This is a genomic window from Roseomonas genomospecies 6, from assembly GCF_008365375.1.
In the GTDB taxonomy this organism is placed as follows: Bacteria; Pseudomonadota; Alphaproteobacteria; order Azospirillales; family Azospirillaceae; genus Azospirillum.
In genome coordinates this window covers 142866-164122 of sequence record NZ_QOKW01000011.1, presented here as the reverse complement: position 1 = coordinate 164122, position 21257 = coordinate 142866, and the positions used below count along the sequence as shown (strand labels likewise).

Annotated in this window: 17 protein-coding genes; 5 read left to right on the top strand and 12 right to left on the bottom strand. The window is 68.5% G+C overall.

Features of this window, described 5'->3' with window-relative positions; genetic code table 11:
* Positions 1 to 215: 215 nt before the first annotated feature.
* From DS843_RS15785 to DS843_RS15750, 8 genes are all read right to left on the bottom strand, one after another.
* The gene (locus DS843_RS15785) at positions 216 to 2468 is read right to left on the bottom strand and encodes a GumC family protein (RefSeq protein WP_149469845.1); all 2253 of its coding nucleotides are present in this window, start codon (positions 2466 to 2468) and stop codon (positions 216 to 218) included.
* 43 nt (positions 2469 to 2511) lie between these two features.
* Complete coding sequence (locus DS843_RS15780) at positions 2512 to 3906, bottom strand: nucleotide sugar dehydrogenase (RefSeq protein WP_149469844.1); 1395 nt, start codon at positions 3904 to 3906, stop codon at positions 2512 to 2514.
* Between the two features lie 404 nt (positions 3907 to 4310).
* Complete coding sequence (locus tag DS843_RS15775) at positions 4311 to 5489, bottom strand: GNAT family N-acetyltransferase (protein ID WP_149469843.1); 1179 nt, start codon at positions 5487 to 5489, stop codon at positions 4311 to 4313.
* A gap of 71 nt (positions 5490 to 5560) precedes the next feature.
* On the bottom strand, positions 5561 to 6772 hold the full coding sequence (locus tag DS843_RS15770) for a right-handed parallel beta-helix repeat-containing protein (protein WP_149469842.1): 1212 nt from the start codon (positions 6770 to 6772) through the stop codon (positions 5561 to 5563).
* A 22-nt stretch (positions 6773 to 6794) separates the two neighbouring features.
* Positions 6795 to 7028: a hypothetical protein gene (locus DS843_RS15765; protein WP_149469841.1), complete on the bottom strand. Its 234-nt coding sequence runs from the start codon at positions 7026 to 7028 to the stop codon at positions 6795 to 6797.
* A gap of 278 nt (positions 7029 to 7306) precedes the next feature.
* On the bottom strand, positions 7307 to 8347 hold the full coding sequence (locus tag DS843_RS15760; RefSeq protein WP_149469840.1) for a polysaccharide deacetylase family protein: 1041 nt from the start codon (positions 8345 to 8347) through the stop codon (positions 7307 to 7309).
* Positions 8348 to 8379: 32 nt separating this feature from the next.
* Entirely contained in the window at positions 8380 to 9261 is an 882-nt protein-coding gene (locus DS843_RS15755; protein ID WP_149469839.1) for a glycosyltransferase, read from the bottom strand.
* 761 nt (positions 9262 to 10022) lie between these two features.
* Positions 10023 to 12188, bottom strand: coding sequence for a carbohydrate-binding domain-containing protein (locus tag DS843_RS15750; RefSeq protein WP_149469838.1), 2166 nt, complete (start codon positions 12186 to 12188; stop codon positions 10023 to 10025).
* A gap of 362 nt (positions 12189 to 12550) precedes the next feature.
* On the opposite strand from DS843_RS15750, the gene DS843_RS31225 reads away from it, so the two are divergent.
* A complete protein-coding gene (locus DS843_RS31225) occupies positions 12551 to 12697 on the top strand; it encodes a hypothetical protein (protein WP_167525321.1) in 147 nt (48 codons plus the stop codon).
* A 26-nt stretch (positions 12698 to 12723) separates the two neighbouring features.
* Here DS843_RS31225 and DS843_RS15745 read toward each other — a convergent pair whose 3' ends face one another.
* Positions 12724 to 13185 (bottom strand): Lrp/AsnC ligand binding domain-containing protein, encoded by a 462-nt coding sequence (locus DS843_RS15745; RefSeq protein ID WP_149469837.1) that lies wholly within the window; start codon positions 13183 to 13185, stop codon positions 12724 to 12726.
* Positions 13186 to 13353: 168 nt separating this feature from the next.
* Here DS843_RS15745 and proC point away from each other — a divergent pair, with 168 nt between their 5' ends.
* Both proC and putA read left to right on the top strand, forming a co-directional pair.
* A complete protein-coding gene (gene proC / locus DS843_RS15740) occupies positions 13354 to 14223 on the top strand; it encodes a pyrroline-5-carboxylate reductase (protein WP_286192126.1) in 870 nt (289 codons plus the stop codon).
* Positions 14224 to 14291: 68 nt separating this feature from the next.
* The gene (gene putA / locus DS843_RS15735; RefSeq protein WP_149469836.1) at positions 14292 to 18026 is read left to right on the top strand and encodes a trifunctional transcriptional regulator/proline dehydrogenase/L-glutamate gamma-semialdehyde dehydrogenase; all 3735 of its coding nucleotides are present in this window, start codon (positions 14292 to 14294) and stop codon (positions 18024 to 18026) included.
* A 38-nt stretch (positions 18027 to 18064) separates the two neighbouring features.
* Here putA and DS843_RS15730 read toward each other — a convergent pair whose 3' ends face one another.
* Positions 18065 to 18253, bottom strand: a complete 189-nt coding sequence (locus DS843_RS15730) for a hypothetical protein (RefSeq protein ID WP_149469835.1) — start codon at positions 18251 to 18253, stop codon at positions 18065 to 18067.
* 224 nt (positions 18254 to 18477) lie between these two features.
* Here DS843_RS15730 and DS843_RS15725 point away from each other — a divergent pair, with 224 nt between their 5' ends.
* On the top strand, positions 18478 to 19518 hold the full coding sequence (locus DS843_RS15725) for an MBL fold metallo-hydrolase (RefSeq protein WP_149469834.1): 1041 nt from the start codon (positions 18478 to 18480) through the stop codon (positions 19516 to 19518).
* Positions 19519 to 19529: 11 nt separating this feature from the next.
* Here DS843_RS15725 and DS843_RS15720 read toward each other — a convergent pair whose 3' ends face one another.
* On the bottom strand, positions 19530 to 20237 hold the full coding sequence (locus DS843_RS15720) for an extensin-like domain-containing protein (RefSeq protein WP_149469833.1): 708 nt from the start codon (positions 20235 to 20237) through the stop codon (positions 19530 to 19532).
* A gap of 246 nt (positions 20238 to 20483) precedes the next feature.
* Here DS843_RS15720 and DS843_RS15715 point away from each other — a divergent pair, with 246 nt between their 5' ends.
* Positions 20484 to 20783 carry a hypothetical protein gene (locus tag DS843_RS15715; protein ID WP_149469832.1) on the top strand — a complete coding sequence of 100 codons (300 nt, stop codon included), beginning with the start codon at positions 20484 to 20486 and terminating at the stop codon, positions 20781 to 20783.
* Positions 20784 to 20798: 15 nt separating this feature from the next.
* On the opposite strand, the gene DS843_RS15710 is transcribed toward DS843_RS15715, so the two are convergent.
* On the bottom strand, positions 20799 to 21230 hold the full coding sequence (locus DS843_RS15710) for a hypothetical protein (RefSeq protein ID WP_149469831.1): 432 nt from the start codon (positions 21228 to 21230) through the stop codon (positions 20799 to 20801).
* Positions 21231 to 21257: the final 27 nt, after the last annotated feature.

Here is a 21257-nt window from a genome sequence, read left to right as displayed (position 1 = left end):
GCCGCCGCGAGCGCGGCTCGGTTTCGCGGAAATGGCGTTGCACTCATCCTGTTCCCCCGATGAACCCTTTATCCCCTCGCCCCTCTGGGGAGAGGGAGGGGACCCACCGCGTCAGCGGTGGGGAGGGTGAGGGGGATGTGCGTGGCGGTACGTCCGGCAAAAGCGCAACCCCCTCACCCTAACCCTCTCCCCGGAGGGGAGAGGGGATTTGCCGGTCAGCGCGTGTAGTAGCGACGCGCCTCGTTCATGCCGTAGGCCTCTTCCGACGCGTCGGTGCGGGCCAGCTTCTTCAGGTCCACCCGGCTCAGCACGACGCTGGTCACGTCGCGGCCCAGCTCGGTCAGCCGGTCGATGGCCCGCTGGACGACGGCGCGCGGCGTCTGTTCCCAGCGCACCACGAACAGGCATTCCGTCGCCGACCGGGTCAGCACGCCCGCGTCCGCCACGACCGCCATCGGCGGGGTGTCGAGGATGACGCAGTCGTATTCGAGCGAGGCGAACTTGATGATGCTCGCCAGCTTCTCCGACCCCAGAAGCTCCTGCGGGTGGTCGCAGTGCGGGCGGCCGACGACGTAGTGCAGTCCCGTGCGCCCGTCCACCTGGACCACGTCGTTCCACTCCGCCTTGCCGACGATCAGGTCGCTCAGGTCGCCCGGCGCGTTGTCGCCCAGCACGTTCCCGATGCGCGGGCAGCGCAGGTCGCATTCCAGCAGAAGCACCCGCCGTCCCGAGGCGGCCAGCATGCGCGCCAGGGTCAGGCAGACGGTGGTCTTGCCCTCGCCCGGAACCGCGGAGGTGACCATCACCACGCTGCCGGTGTTCAGGGCGCCGCGGGCGTAGAGCGACACGCCGATGGCGCGCACCGCCTCGCTGTATTCCGAGCGCGGGCGGTCGAGGACGTAATCCTCCGGCTTGGCGTTCCTGTGATGCGGCAGGGACGGCACCAGCCCGATGGCCGGCACACCGATCGTCTCCTCGACATGCTGGGTGTTGCGGAAGGTCTTGTTCAGATGGTCGCGCAGGAAGGCCAGGAACATGCCGATCAGCAGGCCCACGGCCAGACCGCCGCCGACGAACAGCTTCTTGCCCGGCGTGGACGGCTCCAGCGGCGGTTCCGCCTTGGACACGACGCGGGCGTCGCGCTGCTGAAGGTCGCCCTGTTCCCGCGTCTCGACGAGCCGCTGGAGCAGACCCTCATAGACGCGGCGGTTGGCGTCGGCCTCGCGCTGCAACTGGGCCAGACGGACGTTGGCGCCCAGCTCGCCCGCGGTCTCCGCGGTCAGCTTCTTCAACTGGGCCTCAAGCTCGCGCTCGCGGGCGCGGGCGATCTCGACCTCGTTGTTGATGACCGCCATGATCTTCGTGGCTTCGTCACGAAGCTTCTGGCGCAGGTTGGTGAGCTGCGTGACGTAGGCCTGCACCGCCGGGTGCTGGTCGCCGTAGCGGGTGCGGTATTCGGCCAGCCGCCGCGCGATGGCCGACTCCTCCTCGCCCAGCCGCTGGATCAGCGGCGACCCCAGGACCTCCGCCGCGTTGCCCTCGGTCGGGCTGCGGGCGACGAGCCGCGCGTTCTGCGCCCGCGCCTCGGCCCGGCCCCGTTCCGTCTGGGCGACGACCAGGGCGCGGTTCAGTTCGGCCAACTGCTGCGACAGGAAGGTTTCGCCGCCGGCCCCGCCGAGCACGAGGCCCTGCTGCGCGCGATAGTCCTGCACCGCCTTGTCCGACACCTCGACCTGGGCGCGCAGTTCGTTGATGCGGTCCTCCAGCCACTTGTTGGCCTGCTGGGTGACCTCCTGCTTGGTGTTCAACTGGTCGAGCAGGTACTCGTCCACGAAGGCGTTGGCGATGCGCGCCGCCTTCTCCGCCTCCTTCGCCTTGAAGGAGACGACGATGGTGTAGGACTGCGCGTCGCTGGTCGCGGACAGGCCGCGGCGGACCTCCGCGATGACGGCGGCGCGCTCCTTGTCCGGCGTCGTCGGCTCCTTCACGCCGATCCCGGCGGAAGTCAGGTAGCCGGTGATCTGCTGATGCAGCGGCGACAGGTCGTAGCCGAAGGTGTCGTTGATCCCGGCAACCGCCCGGTCGATGGCCGAAGGCCGCTCGATGGCGCCGTTGAAATCCGGATCGTGGACCAGCCCCAGACGGTCCACCACCTTGGCGGCGGTGGCGCTGGAGGTGATCATGTCGATTTCGGTTCGGATTGCCGCCGCCTCGCGCGGCAGGTTGGAGATCACGGCGTCGATGTCCGTGACCGCGGTCGTGCGCGGGTCGATGATGAGCACGGCCTGGCTGGTGAACCGCGGCTCGAAGAGCAGGGCACCGGTGGTGGCCAGAGCCGTGCAGCACAGGACGCTGGCGATGATCGTGCTCCGGCGCCGGCGCAGCACCTGGAGGAGGTCGCGGAGCGCGACCTCCCGCGTGCTGGCTTCGGACCCCAGGGCTCCGTCTACGTGAGTGTACGCGGCCATCCCATTCTCCTGAGGATTGGTCGGAAAGGGTCCGGTCCGGCGATCAGCCCTTGACGATCTTGTCATCCACGATGCCGGCCTTGCCGAAGGCGTTGCGGGTGTCGACCACCAGCGGCAGCCCGTCCAGCAGGGTCTTCAGGTCGAAGGAGTCGTGGTCGGTGCACAGGATCGCCGCGTCGAAGGCGCCCTCGCGGATGTCCTCCAGCGCGACCGACGGGGTGCCGGCCATGCGGGCCAGACGGCGCGTTTCCGGAAGCTCCGGGACGTGCGGGTCGTAGTAGGAGACCTCGCAGCCGCGGTCCTGGAGAAGATCGATGATCTTCAGCGCCGGGCTTTCGCGCATGTCCTCGATGTTCTTCTTGTAGGCGACGCCGAGGATGAGGATGCGCGACCCGCGCAGCGCGCGGCCCAGCTTGGTGTCCATGGCCTGGGACAGCCGCTCGACCACGTAATGCGGCATGCGGGTGTTGATCTCGCCGGCCAGCTCGATGAAGCGGGTGGCGACGTCGAACTCGCGGGCCTTCCAGGTCAGGTAGAAGGGATCGATGGGGATGCAGTGACCGCCCAGGCCGGGGCCGGGGTAGAAGGGCATGTAGCCGAAGGGCTTCGTCTTGGCGCCCTCGATGACCTCCCACACGTCGATACCCATCGCGTCGTAGACGACCTTAAGCTCGTTGACGAGCGCGATGTTGACGCAGCGGAAGATGTTCTCGGTCAGCTTCACCGCTTCCGCCGCCTCCAGCGAGGAGACGGGGATCACGCGCTCCAGCGCGCGCCCGTACATCGCGCAGGCGATGCGCAGCGCGTTGGGGTCCTCGCCGCCGACGATCTTCGGGATGCGGGCGGTGGTGAATGTCTCGTTGCCGGGGTCCTCACGCTCCGGCGAGAAGGCCAGCAGAAAGTCCGTGCCGCTGTTGAGGCCGGTCTTCTCCAGGATCGGGCGCACCACCTCGCGCGTCGTGCCGGGGTAGGTGGTCGATTCCAGGACGATGAGCTGGCCAGGGCGCAGCACCTGGGCGATCTGCCGGGTGGTGACCTCAATGCAGCTCATGTCCGGTTCGCGGTTGCGCGTCAGCGGCGTCGGCACGCAGATGACGATGGCGTCCATGTCCGCCAGCGTCTGGAAATTCGCCGTGGCCGTGAAGCGCCCCTCGTCGAGCATCCCGCGGACCTCGTCCGTCGAGACGGTGCCGATGTAGGAGGTGCCGCCGTTGAGGCTGGCGACCTTCTCCGGGTCGATGTCGAAGCCCGTCACCGAGAAACCGGCCCGCGCGAACAGCCGCGCCAAAGGCAGGCCGACGTAGCCCAGGCCGATGACGCCGACGCTCGCGGTCCCCGCCGCGATCTTCGCCTCCAGCGCCGCCAGGGCCTCCGGAATGCCGGACGTGCCGACCGAACCCCCGCTCACCAACAGGTCGGCAATCTCATTGCTCGACATAAGACGTCTCCTTTCCCGACTCACTTGCTCGTAAAGGTTTCACTATTCTACGTGCTGTATGACAGAGACCAGATGTACCGGCACAAAACCGAAGCCAAGGTCCGGTTCTGACATCGGGCCTTGGCTTTTGCTTTTCATAGTGCTGATCGATCGGCGTTTCCTCTCACCGAATACGTTAGGCTTATTTGTGTAAGCACCCAGCAATCGTGATAGAAAAAGTGGAAGCCGTAAACGTCGTAAAAGGCCGAACTACCGTCAGTGGAGCGCGTGCACTTTCTTGTGAGACTTTCGGGATGACCATCCCGAATGATGCTTTGCCAACCCCTTCTGAGTAACCACGGGAAGAATAGACGAAAGGAACCAAGCCGGCGCTTCGGTGGCCGGACAGCCCCTTCGCATCCCGGTCACCCCTGGACGGCGACTCCTTCCGGTTGCAGCCCGGCGGATTCGGGCAGCGTGTTGTGCATCAGGAAGCTGGCGTCGCCGTCGCCCATGGTCAGCAGCCAATTGCGGCGGTCGGCGAACTGCGCCCGGTCAACGCCGGCGTCCGGCGCGGGATGCGCCATCACCCGCACCGGGAAGCCAACGCGGTCGGGCACCTTCATCATGCCCATGGCGAGGAAGGTCCGCTCCGCCCGCGCGTTCAGCGTGCGGCAGATGAGGGCGGTCGCGCGCTCCGCCGCCGCGATGCGCAGCGTGTGGCTCAGCAGGACCCACAGCCACTTCGGCTCGCACAGGTAATCCACGACGGCGAGGCAGGGCTCCTTGCGCCAGGTCTCGCGGCGCAGGACCACATAGCCCAGCGGCTCGCCGCCGCGCGTGAGCATGAACCGGCGATAGGCCGAGGCGCAGGGAATCGCGTCGTAGCGCCAGCGCAGGTGCGTCAGGTCGCGCAAGGCGATCAGAGGGTAGTGGGAGGAGGCGCGGCGCCAAATCGCGTCGGCCCGCCCGTCGAACCGCCCGATCTCCTCGAACCGCGCGCCGGTCGCCCGGCTCAGCAGATGGCCGGCGACCCGGGCGCCATGCAGCGCCGGACCGGCGATCCTCCCGATGGTCCGCATGCGCCCCTGGAGCGAGGACGCCTCCAGGCAGCGCCGGGTGTCGAGCGGGAAGACGTAGGCGGGCAGGGCGCCGATGTCGATCCAGCCCGCCTTCGTGTAGGCCTTGTAGGCGGAATCGGAAATATGGATGGCCATGGCCAGCGGACGGCTGTCGAGTTGGGCCTCGGCCAGCGGCGTGAAGGCGCCGCGCATCCGCCATTCCGGCAGGACCATCAGGCTGTTGGCCCAGGAGGCCGGGATCTCCCGTTCCCCCGCCTTCAGACGGAAGGGAATCCCGCATTGCTGGCCGACGATCTGACCCTGCCGCTTGCAGACCCAGATCTGCGGCCCGTCCGCGTCCCGGTCGGGAACCTCGTCGAAGAGCCAGCGGTTGTAGGATTCATCCACCTGCCAGACCCGCTCCCCGAACATCTTCCGCTGGAATCCGCGAAGCTCCGCCGTGTCGGAGGCTTCGAAGCGGAAGACGGTTTTCTTCAGCCGGTCGGCGATGGACTGACCGACGGTGCTGCTGCTGATGCTCACATGCCCCCCCTTGTTCGAACGCGCCGGAACCGAAGCCCGCCCCGCGGCTTGCCCGCGGACCGGAGTTGGGGTCAGCGCATGGGTTCCGGATGCCGCCCGGACGCCTCCTGCACGGGTCCTCCTGTCTGTTGGATCGCGGTGTTTCCGGCCCGGCTTCCGGTCTTGGCATCGTTGCTGATCCGGTTGCCGGTATCGGTTTTGTCGATGCGGTCGGCGATGATGATGGCGGCCCGCTTGCCGTTGCGGTGGAAGAGATTGTCCCGCAATTCCAGCGTGATCGAGCCGCCGCCCTTCTGGTGCTGAAGGACGCCGCCGTTGTTGTCGTAGAACTCGTTCTCGTAGACCCGGTAGGTCACGTCGATCCCGCGGTTCTGGCCGAGCGAGATGCCCGCGTCGGCGTTGCGGTAGATGACGTTGCGGTAGATCTCCGTGCTGGACTTCGCCAGGATGCCGGCGCCGCGCGGGTTGTCGTGGATCAGGTTGTCGTGGATCTTCAGCGCGCTGCCCGCCTGCCCCTGGTCGTGGTAGAGACCGTGCGACCGGCCCTCGCCGCCGTTGATGCCGTTGTTGAAAACCCGGTTGTGGGCGATGACTCCGGTCAGGATGCGCCCGTTCCAGCCGGAATAGACCCCGCCGTCCTTGCGCCAGCCGTTGTCGGCGATGGTGTTGCGCGTGATGGTCTGATCGGTGTTGTCCGCGGCGTAATGCACGATCCCATAGGCGCCGTTGCCGGTGATGGCCGACCCGTCGATCCGCAGCCCGTCGGAAGTGCCCTGCACGACGATGCCGGACCCGCTATTACCCGCGACGGTCACGTTCGTCACCGTGATGTTCCGCGCCCGCGGGCCGAGCAGAAGGCCGGTATCCGCCGCCCCGGTGATGGTCAGACCGTCGAAGGCGACGTTCGTCCGCCCGTTCAGGCCGACCGCGACCGAGGCGCCCCGCGCGTCGATCACCGGAGCGTCGCCCGTGCCGTAGGCGCCGTAGGTGATGGGCCGGTCCGCCGTGCCGGAGGAGGAGGCCAGAAGGCTGCCGCGCCAGCTCTCCCCCCGCTCGAACAGCACGCGCGTTCCCGGCGCGAAGACTGTGGCGTTCACCTTGTCCAGCGACTTCCACGCCTCTTTCGGGCCGCGGCCCGACCGGCGGTCGTCGCCGTCCGTGGCATCGACGTAGAAGACCGGCGCGTCGGCGTCGGTCCCGCGCGTGGCGACGAACAGCGGCTGCGTCGGCGTCTGCGGCGCGGGCCGCTCGAAGGCGGGGGAAGGCGGGGGCAGATGATCCATGATTTTCGCTCTTGGCGCAGTCTCACACGGCGGCGCGGATCAGCGCATAGGCCACTCCCCAGGCCGCCAGGGCGCAGCCCGTGCACAGCAAGGCCCAGCCCGCCCGGCCGAGATCGAGCGCCGGGCGATCGAACACCGGGCGATCGAACACTGGGCGATCGAGGCGGCCCGCCGCCTTCGGCGCGGCGTCCGCCGCGCGGATGTCCGCGACCCCACCCAGAAGATCAGGGCTGGCCGGCGTGGCTTGCTCGATCATCGCGATCTCCTTGCGGGGGCCTAGGCAGGCGGAGGAACGGAATACTAAAAACCGAAGCGTTCCCGTATCCCTGTACTTTGTGTTACGTCGCAGCCAAATAAAGGGAAAGGAAACGGGATCACGCTTAAGCGATCACGCTGCGATAAGGGGGCATTCCAAAGGGATGTGCGGGGGTTCTCTTTGGAATCGTACCGCCGGGGTTGCCCACAATACACGCCCAACGGAAAACGCTCCCTTGCCCTCCTTGGGCAAGGGAGCATTCGGTGCGCCTGAAACGCTTACCCCGCCAGGGCGCGCTTCATGTTGCCGGCGCCGCCGCGGAGCAGGCGCTTGACCAGTTGGTGCCGGGCGGGCGCGGGGCCATTTTCGAAGCAGATGCGCTGAATCCGCCGCTGCGGTCCCCCGCGCCGCGGCCAGGAGGTGCCGAAGGTGACATCGACGCCACTGCCATACAGCTCCCCGAACAGCGCGTCGGGCAGGCCCTCGTCCGAATAGGGAAAGGCGAAGGAGCCGCAGCCGGCGCCGAACAGCGCCCGGATGCCGGCCACACTGCCCGTCACCTCCTCCTTCCGCTGCTCCGGAGTCAGAAGACGGTGGTTGGGGTGGTCGAACCCATGGGCGCCGATGGACACCCCCTCCGCCATCAGCTCCGCGATCTCTCCGCAGGTCAGGTAGGGTTTCCGAGTTGCCAGGAAATCGGCCGTGTCGAACTCCAGGACGGTGGCGATCTCGTCCAGCACCGCGCGCCGGTCCCAGCTCACCGCCATGACGCCCGCGGACGGATCGGCGGCCACGGCGCCGGCCCGCGCCAAAGTCGCGGCGCAGATGGCGCGGCGCGGATCGGCCACCGCCAGCCGGCGCAGCCGTTCCGCCAGAAGGCTCGCCTTGTGGCGGTAGAAGAGCGTCTTGTTGTCGAGGAAATTCAGGTTCAGATACAGCGCCGGGCGGATGCCCTTCCGGCGCAGGATGGGCATCGCCACCTCCGCGACCTCGCGCATGCCGTCGTCGAAGGTGACCAGCAGCGACGGGCGGCGGATCTCCGGCCCGCCCATGGCGGCCCCGGTGACCGTGGGCAGGTCCGTGGGCTCGAAGTGCTTCAGAAGGAAATCCAGATCCTCCGTGAATTCCTTCGGCGTGCGGGGGCGGTAGATGTGCTTCAGATGGTCCGGCACCGTGTCGCAGACGGCGTGGTAGACGACGGCCAGCACCGGGTTGCCGTAGGCGTGACGGCAGGCGGCCCCCAGCGGATTGCGCACCGCGTCCATCCACCGGAGCCGCCGTCCCGACCCGCCACCGGAAATCACGTCCGCAACGCTCATTCAAATCCTCCCGCAGAGGGTCAGGCAGAGGGTCAGAGGGCGTCCGCCCCATCGGGGGCAAGGCGCTTGGGCTGCATCATGGCGGTGTGGATGCTGGTCATGACCTGCGCCTCGGTCGGCGTGCGGACCATGCGGTACAGCATCTTCTTCAGGCCCGGCGGCGTCAGCCGGAAGCCGATCTGGAGGGAGGCCGTCGCCAGGAATTCCGAATTGGTCAGGAACCCCGACCGCCAGCACCAGACCCGGAAGGCCCATTCGTTGACGGCGTAGCGCAACCCGCCGCGACGGACGCGCTGGGCCATGCTGGTGCGGAAGAGCAGCAGCGCCTCCTGCACCGTCTCCATGCGCGCCCCGGCCTGGAGCAGGCGGACATACAGGTCGTAGTCCTCCAGATTTCCGAAGCAGGAGCGGTAGCCGCCGATGGCGTTCAGCGCCCGCCGCCGCACCATCATGGTGGGGTGCGACAGGACGCAGTGCCATTTCATGCCCTGGCTGATTTCCTCGTGGGTCGCCGGGCTGCGCTTCACGCAGGTGATGGCGCCGGGGTCCTGCTCGAACTCCGCGTGCCAGGAGAACAGCGCGTCCAGCGCCCCCTGCTCCGCGAAGGCCCGCGCCTGCGTCTCGAAGCGGTGGGGCAGGCAGATGTCGTCGCTGTCCATGCGGGCCACCAGATAGCCCGTGCAGTATTGCAGCCCGTCGTTCAGCGCGCGGGCCAAGCCCCCCTGGTTGCGCCGCCGGACCACGACCAGCCGGCAGGCGTTGGACGCCTGGAAGCGGGCGATGACCTTCTCCTGCTCCTCCCCGATCCGCCCATCGACCACCAGCACGCACTCGCGCGGGAGAAGCGTCTGCGTGTAGACGCTCTCCAATGCGGCGTGAAGGTTTTCCGCCTTCTCGCCGGCATAGGTGGCCATAAGAACGCTGATCGATTGAGTGTCCCGACCGTCCCCCGGTCCGCTCAAATGATTCATACCTGGTCTCCACCCTCTTTGCGTGGCGACGCGGACGGCGCGCGGAGGCCCGGCCCCGGGAATGGAGGCGTGTGCGTGCCGCCCCGAGCCTGCGGCCCCGCGGCACGCGCACGGAACCGGTTTCGGCGTTCCTTCCCTGGTGGCCGTCGGTCCGGAGCCGATCGAGGCGCCGGCCGTCCCGTCCTTGTCGTCGTTTTCAGTGCCGTTCTTGTTCTGCTTCGTCCCTTTCGGTGTCGGCTTCGCGCGGGTCCCGGTCCGGTCCGCATCCTGGACCGGGACACCCGCAGCCGTCGTAGCGGTCGGTGCCGATGCAAGCATAGGCACGGAATACGTCTGCCGACGCTATCAAAGGGCGGAAGGCTGGTAAACCTACATAAAGTGCAAGATAAATATCCCCTTCGCAGCGCCCTAAAGGGAAAGCCGCCTGCCACTTTGGTCTGGTCTGGAGAAAGCGGGGGATGCCGCGTGTGCGGTGAAGAAATAACGGCTGGGCGCCATGAAAAGCTAGGGAATACGACCGGCACAGCGACCTTATCATTCCGGCGATGCGAAGCTTCTTGTGCAGCGCACAAGAAAATGCGGCGATTGGCGCGATCCTGACCGGCTGTTGCTTCCGATCATTGAGGCTCCAAGTCCCGAAACGCCGACGCCCGGCCACAAGTGGCCGGGCGCGGTCGTTGCCAAAGGGTCGAAGCGGCCCGTCGTTACGCGATCGGGTTGGCCTTGGTCACCGAGGAGATGGTGTTGTTGGTCACCGTCTGCTTGATGCTGTCGGCGATGTTGATCGCCGCGCGGCCGTTGTTGTTGTAGAAGGTGTTGTCGTACAGGCTCAGCGTGATCGAACCGCTGCCCTTCAGATGCTCCATGAGGCCACCGTTGTTGTTGAAGATCTCGTTGCCGTAGATCTTGTAGGTGACGCTGGTGGTCTGGTTCTGGCCGATCGAGATGCCGACGTTCGAGTTGCCGTAGATCGTGTTGTCGTAGATCTCGGTGCTCGACTTCGCCAGGATGCCGGCGCCGCGCGGGTTCGAGTGGATCACGTTGTCGTGGATCTTCAGCGTGCTGTTGGCCTGGCTGTGGTCGTGGTACAGCCCGTGCGACCGGCCGTCACCGCCACCGCTGCCGTTGTTGAAGATCGTGTTGCCGGCGATTTCACCGCTCAGGATGCGCCCGTTCCAGCCGGAATACACACCGTCGGTCCGCCAGCCGTTGTCGCTGATGACGTTGTTGGTGAAGTACTGGTTGGCGTTGTTGGACGCATAGTGGACGATGCCGTAGGCGCCATTGCCGTCGATCATGGAGTGATCGATGCGCAGGTTGTTGGAGGTCCCGCTGATGACGACGCCGGAGCCCCGGTTGTCGATGATCTGCGAGTTGGTGACCTTCACGTTCTCGGCCCCGCCGTTCAGCAGAAGGCCGGTGTCGCTCGAACCCGTCATGGTCAGGTTGTCGAACGTGATGTTGTCCTTGTTGTTCAGGCTGACGGCGAAGCTGGAGCCGCTCTTGGCCTTGATGACCGGATCGGCGCCGGTGCCGTAGGCGCCGTAGATGATCGGCTTGTCCGACGTGCCGGAGGTGGAGACCAGCAGGCTGTCGGTCCAGGTCTCGCCGCGCTCGAACAGGACCAGCGAACCGGCGGCGAAGTTGGTGGCGTTCACCTTGGCCAGCGACTTCCAGGCCTGGTTCGGGTTGTTGCCGGAGTTGCTGTCGTTGCCGTGCGTCGCGTCGATGTAGAAGACCTGCGAGGCCGGGGTCGCCGGATAGTCGGACGTGCCGCCCGGGTTCGTCGGGGCGGGCGGAGCCGGCGGCGTGGTCGGGACCGTGGGCGTGGTCGGCGTGGTCGGCGTGGTCGGCGTCGTGGTGGAGGACGGGAAGAACTCCTTCGGCGCGGCGACGACCAGCGTGCCGTTCCACCACATGCCAGACTGGCCCTTCACCACGTCCTTGCCGTCCAGCGCGCCCTTGTCATAGGTGACGGCGGCGTCGGTCGCATTGACGGCGTTGCCGTTGATGGTGATCTTGTTGACGATCAGGTTGCGGTCCTGGCCGTTCGCGAAGCCGTCGTTGTCGTACTGGATCTGGACCTTGTGGGCCTGACCGGGGGCGATGTCGGCGGAGAAGCTGTAGTCCTTCGCGGTGGCGCCGGCGGAGCCTTCGCCGATCACCTTGCCGTCCACCAGCAGCTTGAAGTGCGGGGCGACGCCGCCCGCCACGTTGCCGGTCGCGTTGACGACGATCTTCGTGGCGCCCGTCACCGCTTCGGCGGTGGCGGCGGGGAAGAACTCCTTCGGCGCGGCGACGACCAGCGTGCCGTTCCACCACATGCCGGACTGGCCCTTCACCACATCCTTGCCGTCCAGCGCGCCCTTGTCGTAGGTCACGGACGGGTCGGCCGCGTCGAGCGCATGGCCGTTGATGGTGATCTTGTTGACGATCAGGTTGCGGTCCTGACCGTTCGCGAAGCCGTCGTTGTCGTACTGGATCTGGATCTTGTGGGCCTGATCCGCCGTCACGTTGGCGTTGAAGGTGAAGTCCTTGGCGTCGGCACCGGCGGAGCCCTCGCCGATCACCTTGCCGTCCACCAGCAGCTTGAAGTGCGGGGCGACGCCACCCGCCACGTTGCCGGCGGCATTGATGACGATCTTCGTGGCGTTGTCGGCGGTGGCGGCGGCATCGGCCAGGGCCAGCGGCTGCACGGCGGTCTGGAGGGCCTGCGCCTGGAGGAGGGAGGTCGGCGTCGCGAAGGAATCGGCGGTGGACACGGCGGTCTCGCCGATCGTCAGATGCGACGTATCGGCACCGAGGTCGCCGGCGTAGTTGGTGTGGTCGGTCAGATCCTGGTGGTGAAGGTCGATACCCAGATCGTCCATGGTCTGCACTCTCTTCCTTATGGGGACGCCACCGCGGTTGGTGGCCGGCGGGGCAGGCACGCGGTCGGTGCGTCCCCTTCCTTTCGGTTAGCGCTTTCGCCTTTTGGCTTACCACTTCAGACTAGCCGCTTCGTTGTGGCCTTAAATGGGACGATTTTAGGATAATAAATCTCAAATGCGTGATAATCGGGCCACAGTGAGGCCGCCACGCCCCGGTGGCGGAGCGATTCCGGATGCAACCGCCGGGATGCCGAAGACAAAAAAGGGTATGGCTGCGGAATCAGGCCATCCATTGACCCGGGTCAAACCACCGGAGCCGGTCCGGGCGTAGCCTCCCGCCATGTCTTGCAAGGAGGCGTGATATGGACATGCTGGTCTTTCTGGTGCTGGGGCTTCTGCTGACCGGCTTTGTGACGACACTGTCGGTGCTGGGAATCGCCACCCTGCACGCCCTCGTCCGCACCGTCATCCCGGCGCGCCAACCGGCGCTTCCCGTCCGGGTGGCCTGATCGGGCATCGAGGGCGACGGTTTGTTTCAGAGGGGGAGGGGGCCGTCGTTCTTGACCTCCTCCATCACCGCGTAGGTGCGCGTTTCCCGGACACCGGGCAGCGACAGCAGCACATCCCCCAGAAAGCGCCGGTAGGCCGCCATGTCGGCCACCCGCGTCTTCACCAGATAATCGAACCCGCCGGCCACCATGTGGCACTCCAGGACCTCCGGCGCGTGGCGGATGGCTTGGGCGAAGCGGTCGAACACGTCGGGCGTCGTCTTGTCGAGCAACACCTCGACGAACACCATCAGCCCGAATCCCAGCCGGTGCGGATCGAGCCGCGCCGAGAACCCCGTCACATAGCCGTCCTTCAGCAACCGCCGCATCCGCTCGCCCGCGGAGGTGGGGGACAGGCCGACCCGCTCCGCCAGATCCACGGCGGAAATCCGCCCGTCCATTTGCAAGATCGCCAGGATGCGCCGGTCGGTCCGGTCAAGGTCCGTCATTTTCACGCCTCATGAAGCCTTTGTCCGTTGATATCGCGGTGGAATAGCGAAAACAACCATGGAGGCACGGAAGGCTCCGCGATAGTCTGCGGATGCCGCACCGGAACAAGCAAAACAATGCAGACGGTGCGGCCTTGCGGAGACGAATTGGATCGGGTGAGAGACACCGTGACCTTCGACATTAATCCTGTTGTTGCGGAGAATGCCGGATCGGCGCCGCGCGGCGGCACGATCCTTCTTCTGGGCGCGGGGCGCATGGGCGGCGCCATGCTGCGCGGCTGGCTGGCGCAGGGTGTGCCGGCTTCCGCCATTTCGGTGGCCGACCCCGCCCCGGCGCCGGAGTTGGCCGAACTGGCCGCCCGGACCGGCGTCCGGCTGAACCCGGCGGACGGCGCTCCGGTCGATGTGCTCGTGGTCGCGGTCAAGCCGCAGATGGTGGAGAGCGCCGCGGCGGGCGTGCAGGCGATGCTGGCGCCGCACACGCTGGTGCTGTCGATCATGGCCGGCAAGACGCTGGCCGACCTGCGCCGCCTGTTCCCGAAGTCGGGCAGCGTGGTGCGGGCGATGCCGAACCTGCCGGCGGCGGTCGGGCGCGGCGCCACCGTCGCGGTGGCCGAGGCGGGTTGCCCGGCGGACCGGATGGAGCGCGCCGCTTCCCTGCTGACCGCCGTGGGAAGCCTGGAATGGCTGGCCGACGAGGCGCTGGTGGACGCCGCCACGGCGCTGTCCGGCTCCGGCCCCGCCTATGTCTTCTACCTCGTGGAGTGCCTGACCCGCGCCGGGGTGGAGGTGGGGTTGCCCGCCGACGTGTCGGAGCGGCTGGCCCGCGCCACGGTCGAGGGGGCGGGGGCGCTGATGGGCGCCACCGGCCAGCCGGCGGCGGAACTGCGGGCCGGCGTGACCTCACCCGGCGGGACCACGGCGGCGGGCCTTTCCAAGCTGATGGCCGATGACCACCTCCAGACTCTGTTGAACGCGACCCTGCGCGCCGCCGCCCAGCGCGCCACCGAACTGGGCGGAACCGGCCCGCGAGCCTGAGAAGCACACCCTTTTCACCATCAGGGACCGGCTCGCCCCCGGCCTGCGGATTCGAGCGGACGACACCGATGAACAGCATGACCAGCCCGATCGACACCCCGACCATCACTCCGTCCGCCGCCTCCCGTTCCGGCGGAACAAAGCCTTTCGCGGATTTTGCCCCGCCCATCCGCCCGGCGACCGACCTGCGCGCGGCGATCACCGCCGCCTACCGCCGGCCCGAGCCGGAATGCCTGCCTTTCCTGTTCGAACAGGCGGCCCTTCCCCCCGGCATCGTCACCGCCGCTGCGGCCACCGCCCGCAAGCTCATCACCGCCCTGCGCGCCAAGCCGCGGGGGCGCGGTGTCGAAGGGCTGATCCACGAATACAGCCTGTCCAGCCAGGAAGGCATGGCGCTGATGTGTCTGGCGGAGGCGCTTCTGCGCATCCCCGACCACGCCACGCGCGACGCGCTGATCCGCGACAAGATCGCCGGGGGCGACTGGCAGGCGCATCTGGGCAAGGGCGGCTCGATGTTCGTCAACGCCGCCACCTGGGGCCTGCTCATCACCGGCAAGCTGACCTCGGCGGGCGGGGAGCAGGCGCTGTCCTCCGCCCTGACGCGCCTGATCGCGCGCGGCGGTGAGCCGCTGATCCGGCGCGGCGTCGATTTCGCCATGCGCATGATGGGCGAGCAGTTCGTCACCGGCCAGACCATCCAGGAGGCGCTGACCAACGCCCGCCCGATGGAGGCCGAGGGCTTCCGCTATTCCTACGACATGCTGGGCGAGGCGGCGCTGACGGCGGAGGACGCCGCCCGCTACTACGCCGACTACGAGAACGCCATCCACGCCATCGGCAAGGCGTCGGCGGGGCGCGGCATCTATGAGGGGCCGGGCATCTCCATCAAGCTGTCGGCGATCCACCCGCGCTATTCCCGCGCCCAGGCCGAGCGGGTGATGGACGAGCTGCTGCCGCGCGTGAAGGCCCTGGCGCTGCTTGCCAAGGGCTACGACATCGGCCTGAACATCGACGCGGAGGAGGCCGACCGGCTGGAGCTGTCGCTCGACCTGATGGAATCGCTCTGCTTCGATCCGGATCTGGCGGGCTGGAACGGCATCGGCTTCGTCGTCCAGGCCTACGGCAAGCGCTGCCCGTATGTCATCGACTTCCTGGTCGATCTGGCGCGGCGCAGCGGGCACCGGCTGATGATCCGGCTGGTCAAGGGCGCCTATTGGGACAGTGAGATCAAGCGCGCCCAGCTCGACGGGCTGCCCGACTTCCCGGTCTACACGCGCAAGGTCTACACCGACGTCTCCTACGTCGCCTGCGCGCGCAAGCTGCTGGCCGCTCCGGAGGCGGTGTTCCCGCAGTTCGCCACCCACAACGCCCAGACGCTCGCCACCATCTACGAGATGGCCGGCAGTGATTTCCAGGTCGGCAAGTACGAGTTCCAGTGCCTGCACGGCATGGGCGAGCCGCTCTACAAGGAGGTCGTCGGCCCGCTGAAACGGCCCTGCCGCATCTACGCGCCGGTCGGCACGCACGAGACGCTGCTGGCCTATCTGGTGCGCCGCCTGCTGGAGAACGGGGCCAACAGCTCCTTCGTCAACCGCATCGCCGATCCGGCGGTGCCGGTGGACGAGTTGATCGCCGATCCGGTGACGGTCGCCAGGGCCATCGCCCCGCTGGGGGCGCCGCACGCGCTGATCGCCCTGCCGCGGAACCTCTACGCGCCGGAGCGGACGAACTCCGCCGGCATCGACCTGTCCGACGAGACGGAGCTTGCCCGCCTGTCCGCCGCCCTGTCGGCCAGCGCCGAAATGACCTGGACCGCCGCGCCGCTGCTGGCGGATGGCGAACGGGGAGGGCAGGCCCAGCCGGTGCGCAACCCCGCCGACCGCCGCGACGTGGTGGGCACGGTGACCGAGGCGAGCGAAGCCCTGGTGGCGGAGGCCTTCGGCCACGCCGTCGCGGGGGCTGACGCCTGGGCCGCCACCCCGCCGGAGGAGCGCGCCGCCTGCCTGTTCCGCGCCGCCGACGCGATGCAGGAGCGGATGCCGACCCTGCTCGGCCTGATCGTGCGGGAGGCCGGCAAGTCGCTGCCCAACGCCATTGCCGAGGTGCGGGAGGCCATCGACTTCCTGCGCTATTACGGGGCGCAGGCGCGCGACCGCTTCGACAACGCCACCCACCGCCCGCTGGGGCCGGTGGTCTGCATCAGCCCGTGGAACTTCCCGCTCGCCATCTTCTCCGGCCAGATCGCCGCGGCGCTGACCGCCGGCAATCCGGTGCTGGCGAAGCCGGCGGAGGAAACCCCGCTGATCGCGGCGGAGGCCGTGCGCATCCTGCACGCCGCGGGCATCCCCGCCGGTGCGCTCCAGCTTCTTCCCGGCGCGGGGGAGGTCGGTGCGGCGCTGGTCGGCCATGAGGCGGTGCGCGGCGTGATGTTCACCGGCTCCACCGAGGTGGCGCGGCTGATCCAGCGCCAGTTGGCCGGGCGCCTGCTGCCGGATGGCGCGCCGATCCCGCTGATCGCGGAGACCGGCGGCCAGAACGCCATGATCGTGGACAGCTCCGCTCTGGCGGAGCAGGTGGTCGGCGACGTGATCGCGTCGGCCTTCGACAGCGCCGGGCAGCGCTGCTCCGCCCTGCGCATCCTCTGCCTTCAGGAGGACGTGGCCGACCGCACGCTCGCCATGCTGAAGGGCGCCATGCGGGAACTGCGCATCGGCAACCCCGACCGGCTGGCGGTCGATGTTGGCCCGGTCATCAGCGAGGAGGCCCGCGCCACCATCGCCGGCCACATCGAGGCGATGCGCGCCAAGGGCCGCAAGGTGGACTCCCTGCCGCTGCCCGCCGAGACGGAGGAGGGCACCTTCGTCGCCCCGACCGTGATCGAGATCGGCGGCATCAATGAGCTTGAGCGGGAGGTTTTCGGCCCGGTCCTGCACGTCGTCCGCTTCCACCGCGACGATCTGGACACTCTGGTCGATGCCATCAACGCGACGGGCTACGGCCTGACCTTCGGCCTGCACACCCGCATCGACGCCACCATCGAGCGGGTGACCGGGCGGATCGGGGCGGGCAACGTCTACGTCAACCGCAACACCATCGGCGCGGTGGTCGGGGTGCAGCCCTTCGGCGGCCACGGCCTGTCCGGCACCGGCCCCAAGGCGGGCGGCCCGCTCTACCTCTCCCGCCTGCTCAGCCGCCGCCCCAAGGGCTGGCTGGAGTTCCGCGGGCCGGACGCGGAGCGCGCGGCGGGGCTTGCCTATTGCGAGTGGCTGCGGTCCAAGGGCTTCACGGCGGAGGCGTCGCGCTGCGCCGGCTATGTGGCGCGCAGCGCCATCGGCGGCGGCGCGGAGCTGAACGGCCCGGTGGGCGAGCGCAACCTGTATGAGCTGCATGGGCGGGGCCGCGTCCTGCTGCTGCCACAGACGCGGACGGGGCTGCTGCTCCAGCTCGGCGCGGTCCTGGCGACCGGCAACAGCGCCGCCGTGGACGCCCCGCCGGAGCTGGCCGAGCTGCTGCGCGGCCTTCCCGCGGCGCTGGCCGCGCGGGTCCGGACCATCGCGGATTGGCGCGACGCGGGGCCGCTCGCCGCGGTCCTGGTGGAAGGCGACCGCGAGCGCGTGACCGCGGTCAACCGCCGCGTGGCGGAGCTGCCCGGCCCGATCCTGCTGGTGCAGGCGGCGACCGCCGAGGCGCTGGCGGCGGGGCGGGGCGAAGGCTACGACCTCGACCTGCTGCTGAACGAGCGGTCCACCAGCGTCAACACCGCCGCGGCCGGCGGCAACGCCAGCCTCGTGGCGATGAGCTGACGCTCCGGAGCAAGCCGTGGGGTGGGCGGGGCGCCGCCTTACCCCGTGGCCTCCCGCTCGATCACAAGCTCGTCGTCGTCGATGCGCAGGAAGGACCCGACCTCCAACTCGCCAAGAGCGATGGCGTCGTTGATGATGATCTGCGCCTCCGCGAGCGTGATGGTCCGGTCATCGAAGAAAATCGGTCCGTCGGCGTGGCGGATGATCCGAAAGGTTGCGGTGGTCATCCGGGTATTCTCCTCTGGCAATGCCCATTGGATAACCGTGGCGCGGCTCAATCGTCGCGCTCCCGCCCGGGGCGAGGCGCTCCATGGGGATCGGACCGAAGCGCGTCAATGACCGGAATGTTCTAGTGACGGATGGTTGACCGGATGCGAACCACCGGGTAGCCATTAGACATGTAGCCAATAGACACCGGATCACCGGACCGCACCGCAGGAGGGTCATCAGGGTGAAAGACAACGCAGAGCTCATCCGCCATCCCTTTTCCGAACCGCCGGACAATGGAACGGTCCGGGAAGTGGCGCCGGGTGTGCTGTGGCTGCGCCTGCCGTTGCCCTACGCGCTGGACCACGTCAACCTCTACCTGTTCGAGGAGGGGGACGGCTGGGCGCTGTTCGACACCGGGCTGGGCGACGACGTCAGCCGCGCCTGCTGGGACCGGCTGCTGCACGGCCCGCTGGGCGGCAAACCCATCGTCCGGCTGGTGGTCAGCCATTTCCACCCGGACCATGTCGGGCTGGCCGGCTGGCTGCACGAGCGCTTCGCCCCGCCGCTGCACATGACGCAGAGCGAGTATTTCTACGCCAAGCTGCTGCAACAGGGCCGCGACCCCCAGACGCTGGAGGCGCAGGACGCCTTCTACCAGGCCGGCGGCCTGTCGCCCGACGAGATCCAGCAAATGCTGAAGCGCGGGCTCAGCTACCTGAACCGAACGACCGGGCTGGCGCCCAGCTTCGAGCGGATGATCCCCGGCCAGACCATGCGGCTGGGCGGGCGCGACTGGCGCATCCTGACCGGCGGCGGCCATTCGCCGGAGCAGGCGATGCTCTATTGCGCCGCCGACCGGCTGTTCCTGGCCGCCGATCAGGTGATCGCGCGCATCTCTCCCAACGTCAGCGTCTCGGCGATGCAGCCCAAGGCCGACCCGCTGGCGCTCTATCTGTCCTCCCTGGCCGCGATCCGGGAGGAGGTGGCGGCGGACGCGCTGGTCCTGTCCGGGCACCGGCTGCCCTTCTACGGGCTGGACCACCGCACCCGCGCGCTGGAGGCCCACCACGCCGACCGCTGCGCGCAGATCGCCGAGGCCTGCCGCGCCAAGCCGTTGAGCTGCAAGGAACTGGTGCCGGTGCTGTTCCGCCGGGCGTTGGACACCCACCAGTTGAGCTTCGCCTTCGGGGAGGCGCTGGCACACCTCAACCACATGGTCGGGCGCGGCGAGCTGCGCACCGAAACGCGCCCCGACGGCGTTCTGGCCTACCACGGCGCCTGACCGAAGGGGCCTCACCGGCAGACGCGGTGCGGCCCCATATCGAGGTGGAAGTGGTCGCGGTGGGCCTCGTTGTAGTCGGGGCCCAGCACGGCGCGGAAGACGCCGCAGGCGCCGTCGCGCACGTCGCGCAGGAAGGCGCCCTTCGGCGCGTCAGCCGGTCCCCAGTCGCCGGGCAGGGCGATGGTGGTTCCGTCGGCCAGCGTGAACCCGGCGATGTCGATGGCGTTGGCGGTCGCGTGCTGGCTGCGGCGCCCCTCCGCCCGTCCGTACAGGTTGCGGCAGGCGTAGCTTCCCAGATGGCGCACCCGCGCGACGCGCTGGCCGAAATGCCGCTCCGCCGCGGGCTGGAGCGTGTGCGTCTCGAACAGCATCCAGGCGGCGGCCAGAGGGCAGGTGACGGTGAAGCCGCTGTTGAAGGCCACCGCCGACCGGCCGACCTGCACCGCGTCCGTCAGGCCGCAGCCGTCGCCCGTGCGGCGGTCTTCCACCGGCGTGAAGCGCAGACCCGCGGTCCCAAGAACGGCGTGGCATTGCCGGGGCGCCCCCTCAAGCCGTGACAGCTTGAGGCGGGTCAGCAGGTTCGGCGCCTCCCCGATGTCCAGCGGCGCCCAAGGGTCGTAGCGGGGCGGAACCGTCACCATGCCCGTTCCCACCAGCGCCGCCCCGCCGACGGCGGCGAGCAGCAGCAAGGCCGCCGTCCAGCGGAAGAACCGTCCCATGCGCCTGCCGTCTCTCCCTGTTTCCGTGCCGTGAACGGAACGCCCGGAACGGGGCAAGGCTCCCCCGGCCCGTATTCCCCCTAATTGCCTATGAACCAGCGCCGGCCACGGACTGTTGTCCAAGCGGTGGCTCGTCCTTTCATACGATTGGCATTCATACGATTGCCGTTCGTGCAATTGAATGGAGCGTGGCCGTCATGTCACACTTTCAGCGTCACCCTTCGTCAGACGGTGAGGGAGAGGCCCATGTCCGATGCTCAGGAAGAAGTCTTGGCCATGCAGGGCCGGACCGAACGCGCGAATTCCACCATCCCTCTCACCGCGTCCTCCGCGCTGGCCTCCGCCGCGGCGCTGTTCCGGAAGATCGAAACGCCGCCGTCCCCCGCGGAGGAGTGGATCGTCGGCGACGCCGGGGCGTTCGGAATCGGCGCCTACGGCCATCTGCCCGCCGCGGCGCCCGCGACACCGCTGGCGCCGGAGGTGCTGGCCCGGCGGGAACTGGCCGCGAGGCTGGATGGCGGCATGGCGGCGGAGGACGCCGGCTGATCCACAATCCAGCCTTCAGCCGTCCTTGCGGTAGAGATCCACCAGCGCCGTGAGGACGGCGGGGTCGTCGTAGCGGCCCAGGAACAGGTCGCCGATGGCCCGGCGCAGCAGGATGCTGATGCGGGCGCGGGCGCGGCCATGGACGGCGCCCTCCAGCCGGCGGCAGCGGTTGCACAGCAGGCGGACCCGCTCGACCGCAGAGCGGGTGATGCGCAGCGCCTCGACGCCGACCAGGATGTCGGTGGTGGCGGCGTATTCGGTGGCCTCCGGCCAGGGCACGCGGCGCCCGCGCCCGTCGCGCCACGTCTCGTCCGCCCCGTCGTACCAGCGCCCATCGGGCAGGCAGCGCACGACAACCCCGTCGGGCCGCCCGCAGCAGCGGCACCGCAGGTTCCCGGAGGTCTCTCCCACACGCACCGGGTCCAGATAGGGTGCGCGGATCTGCATCCGGCCCCCGGCGCGTGTCTGCCTGCC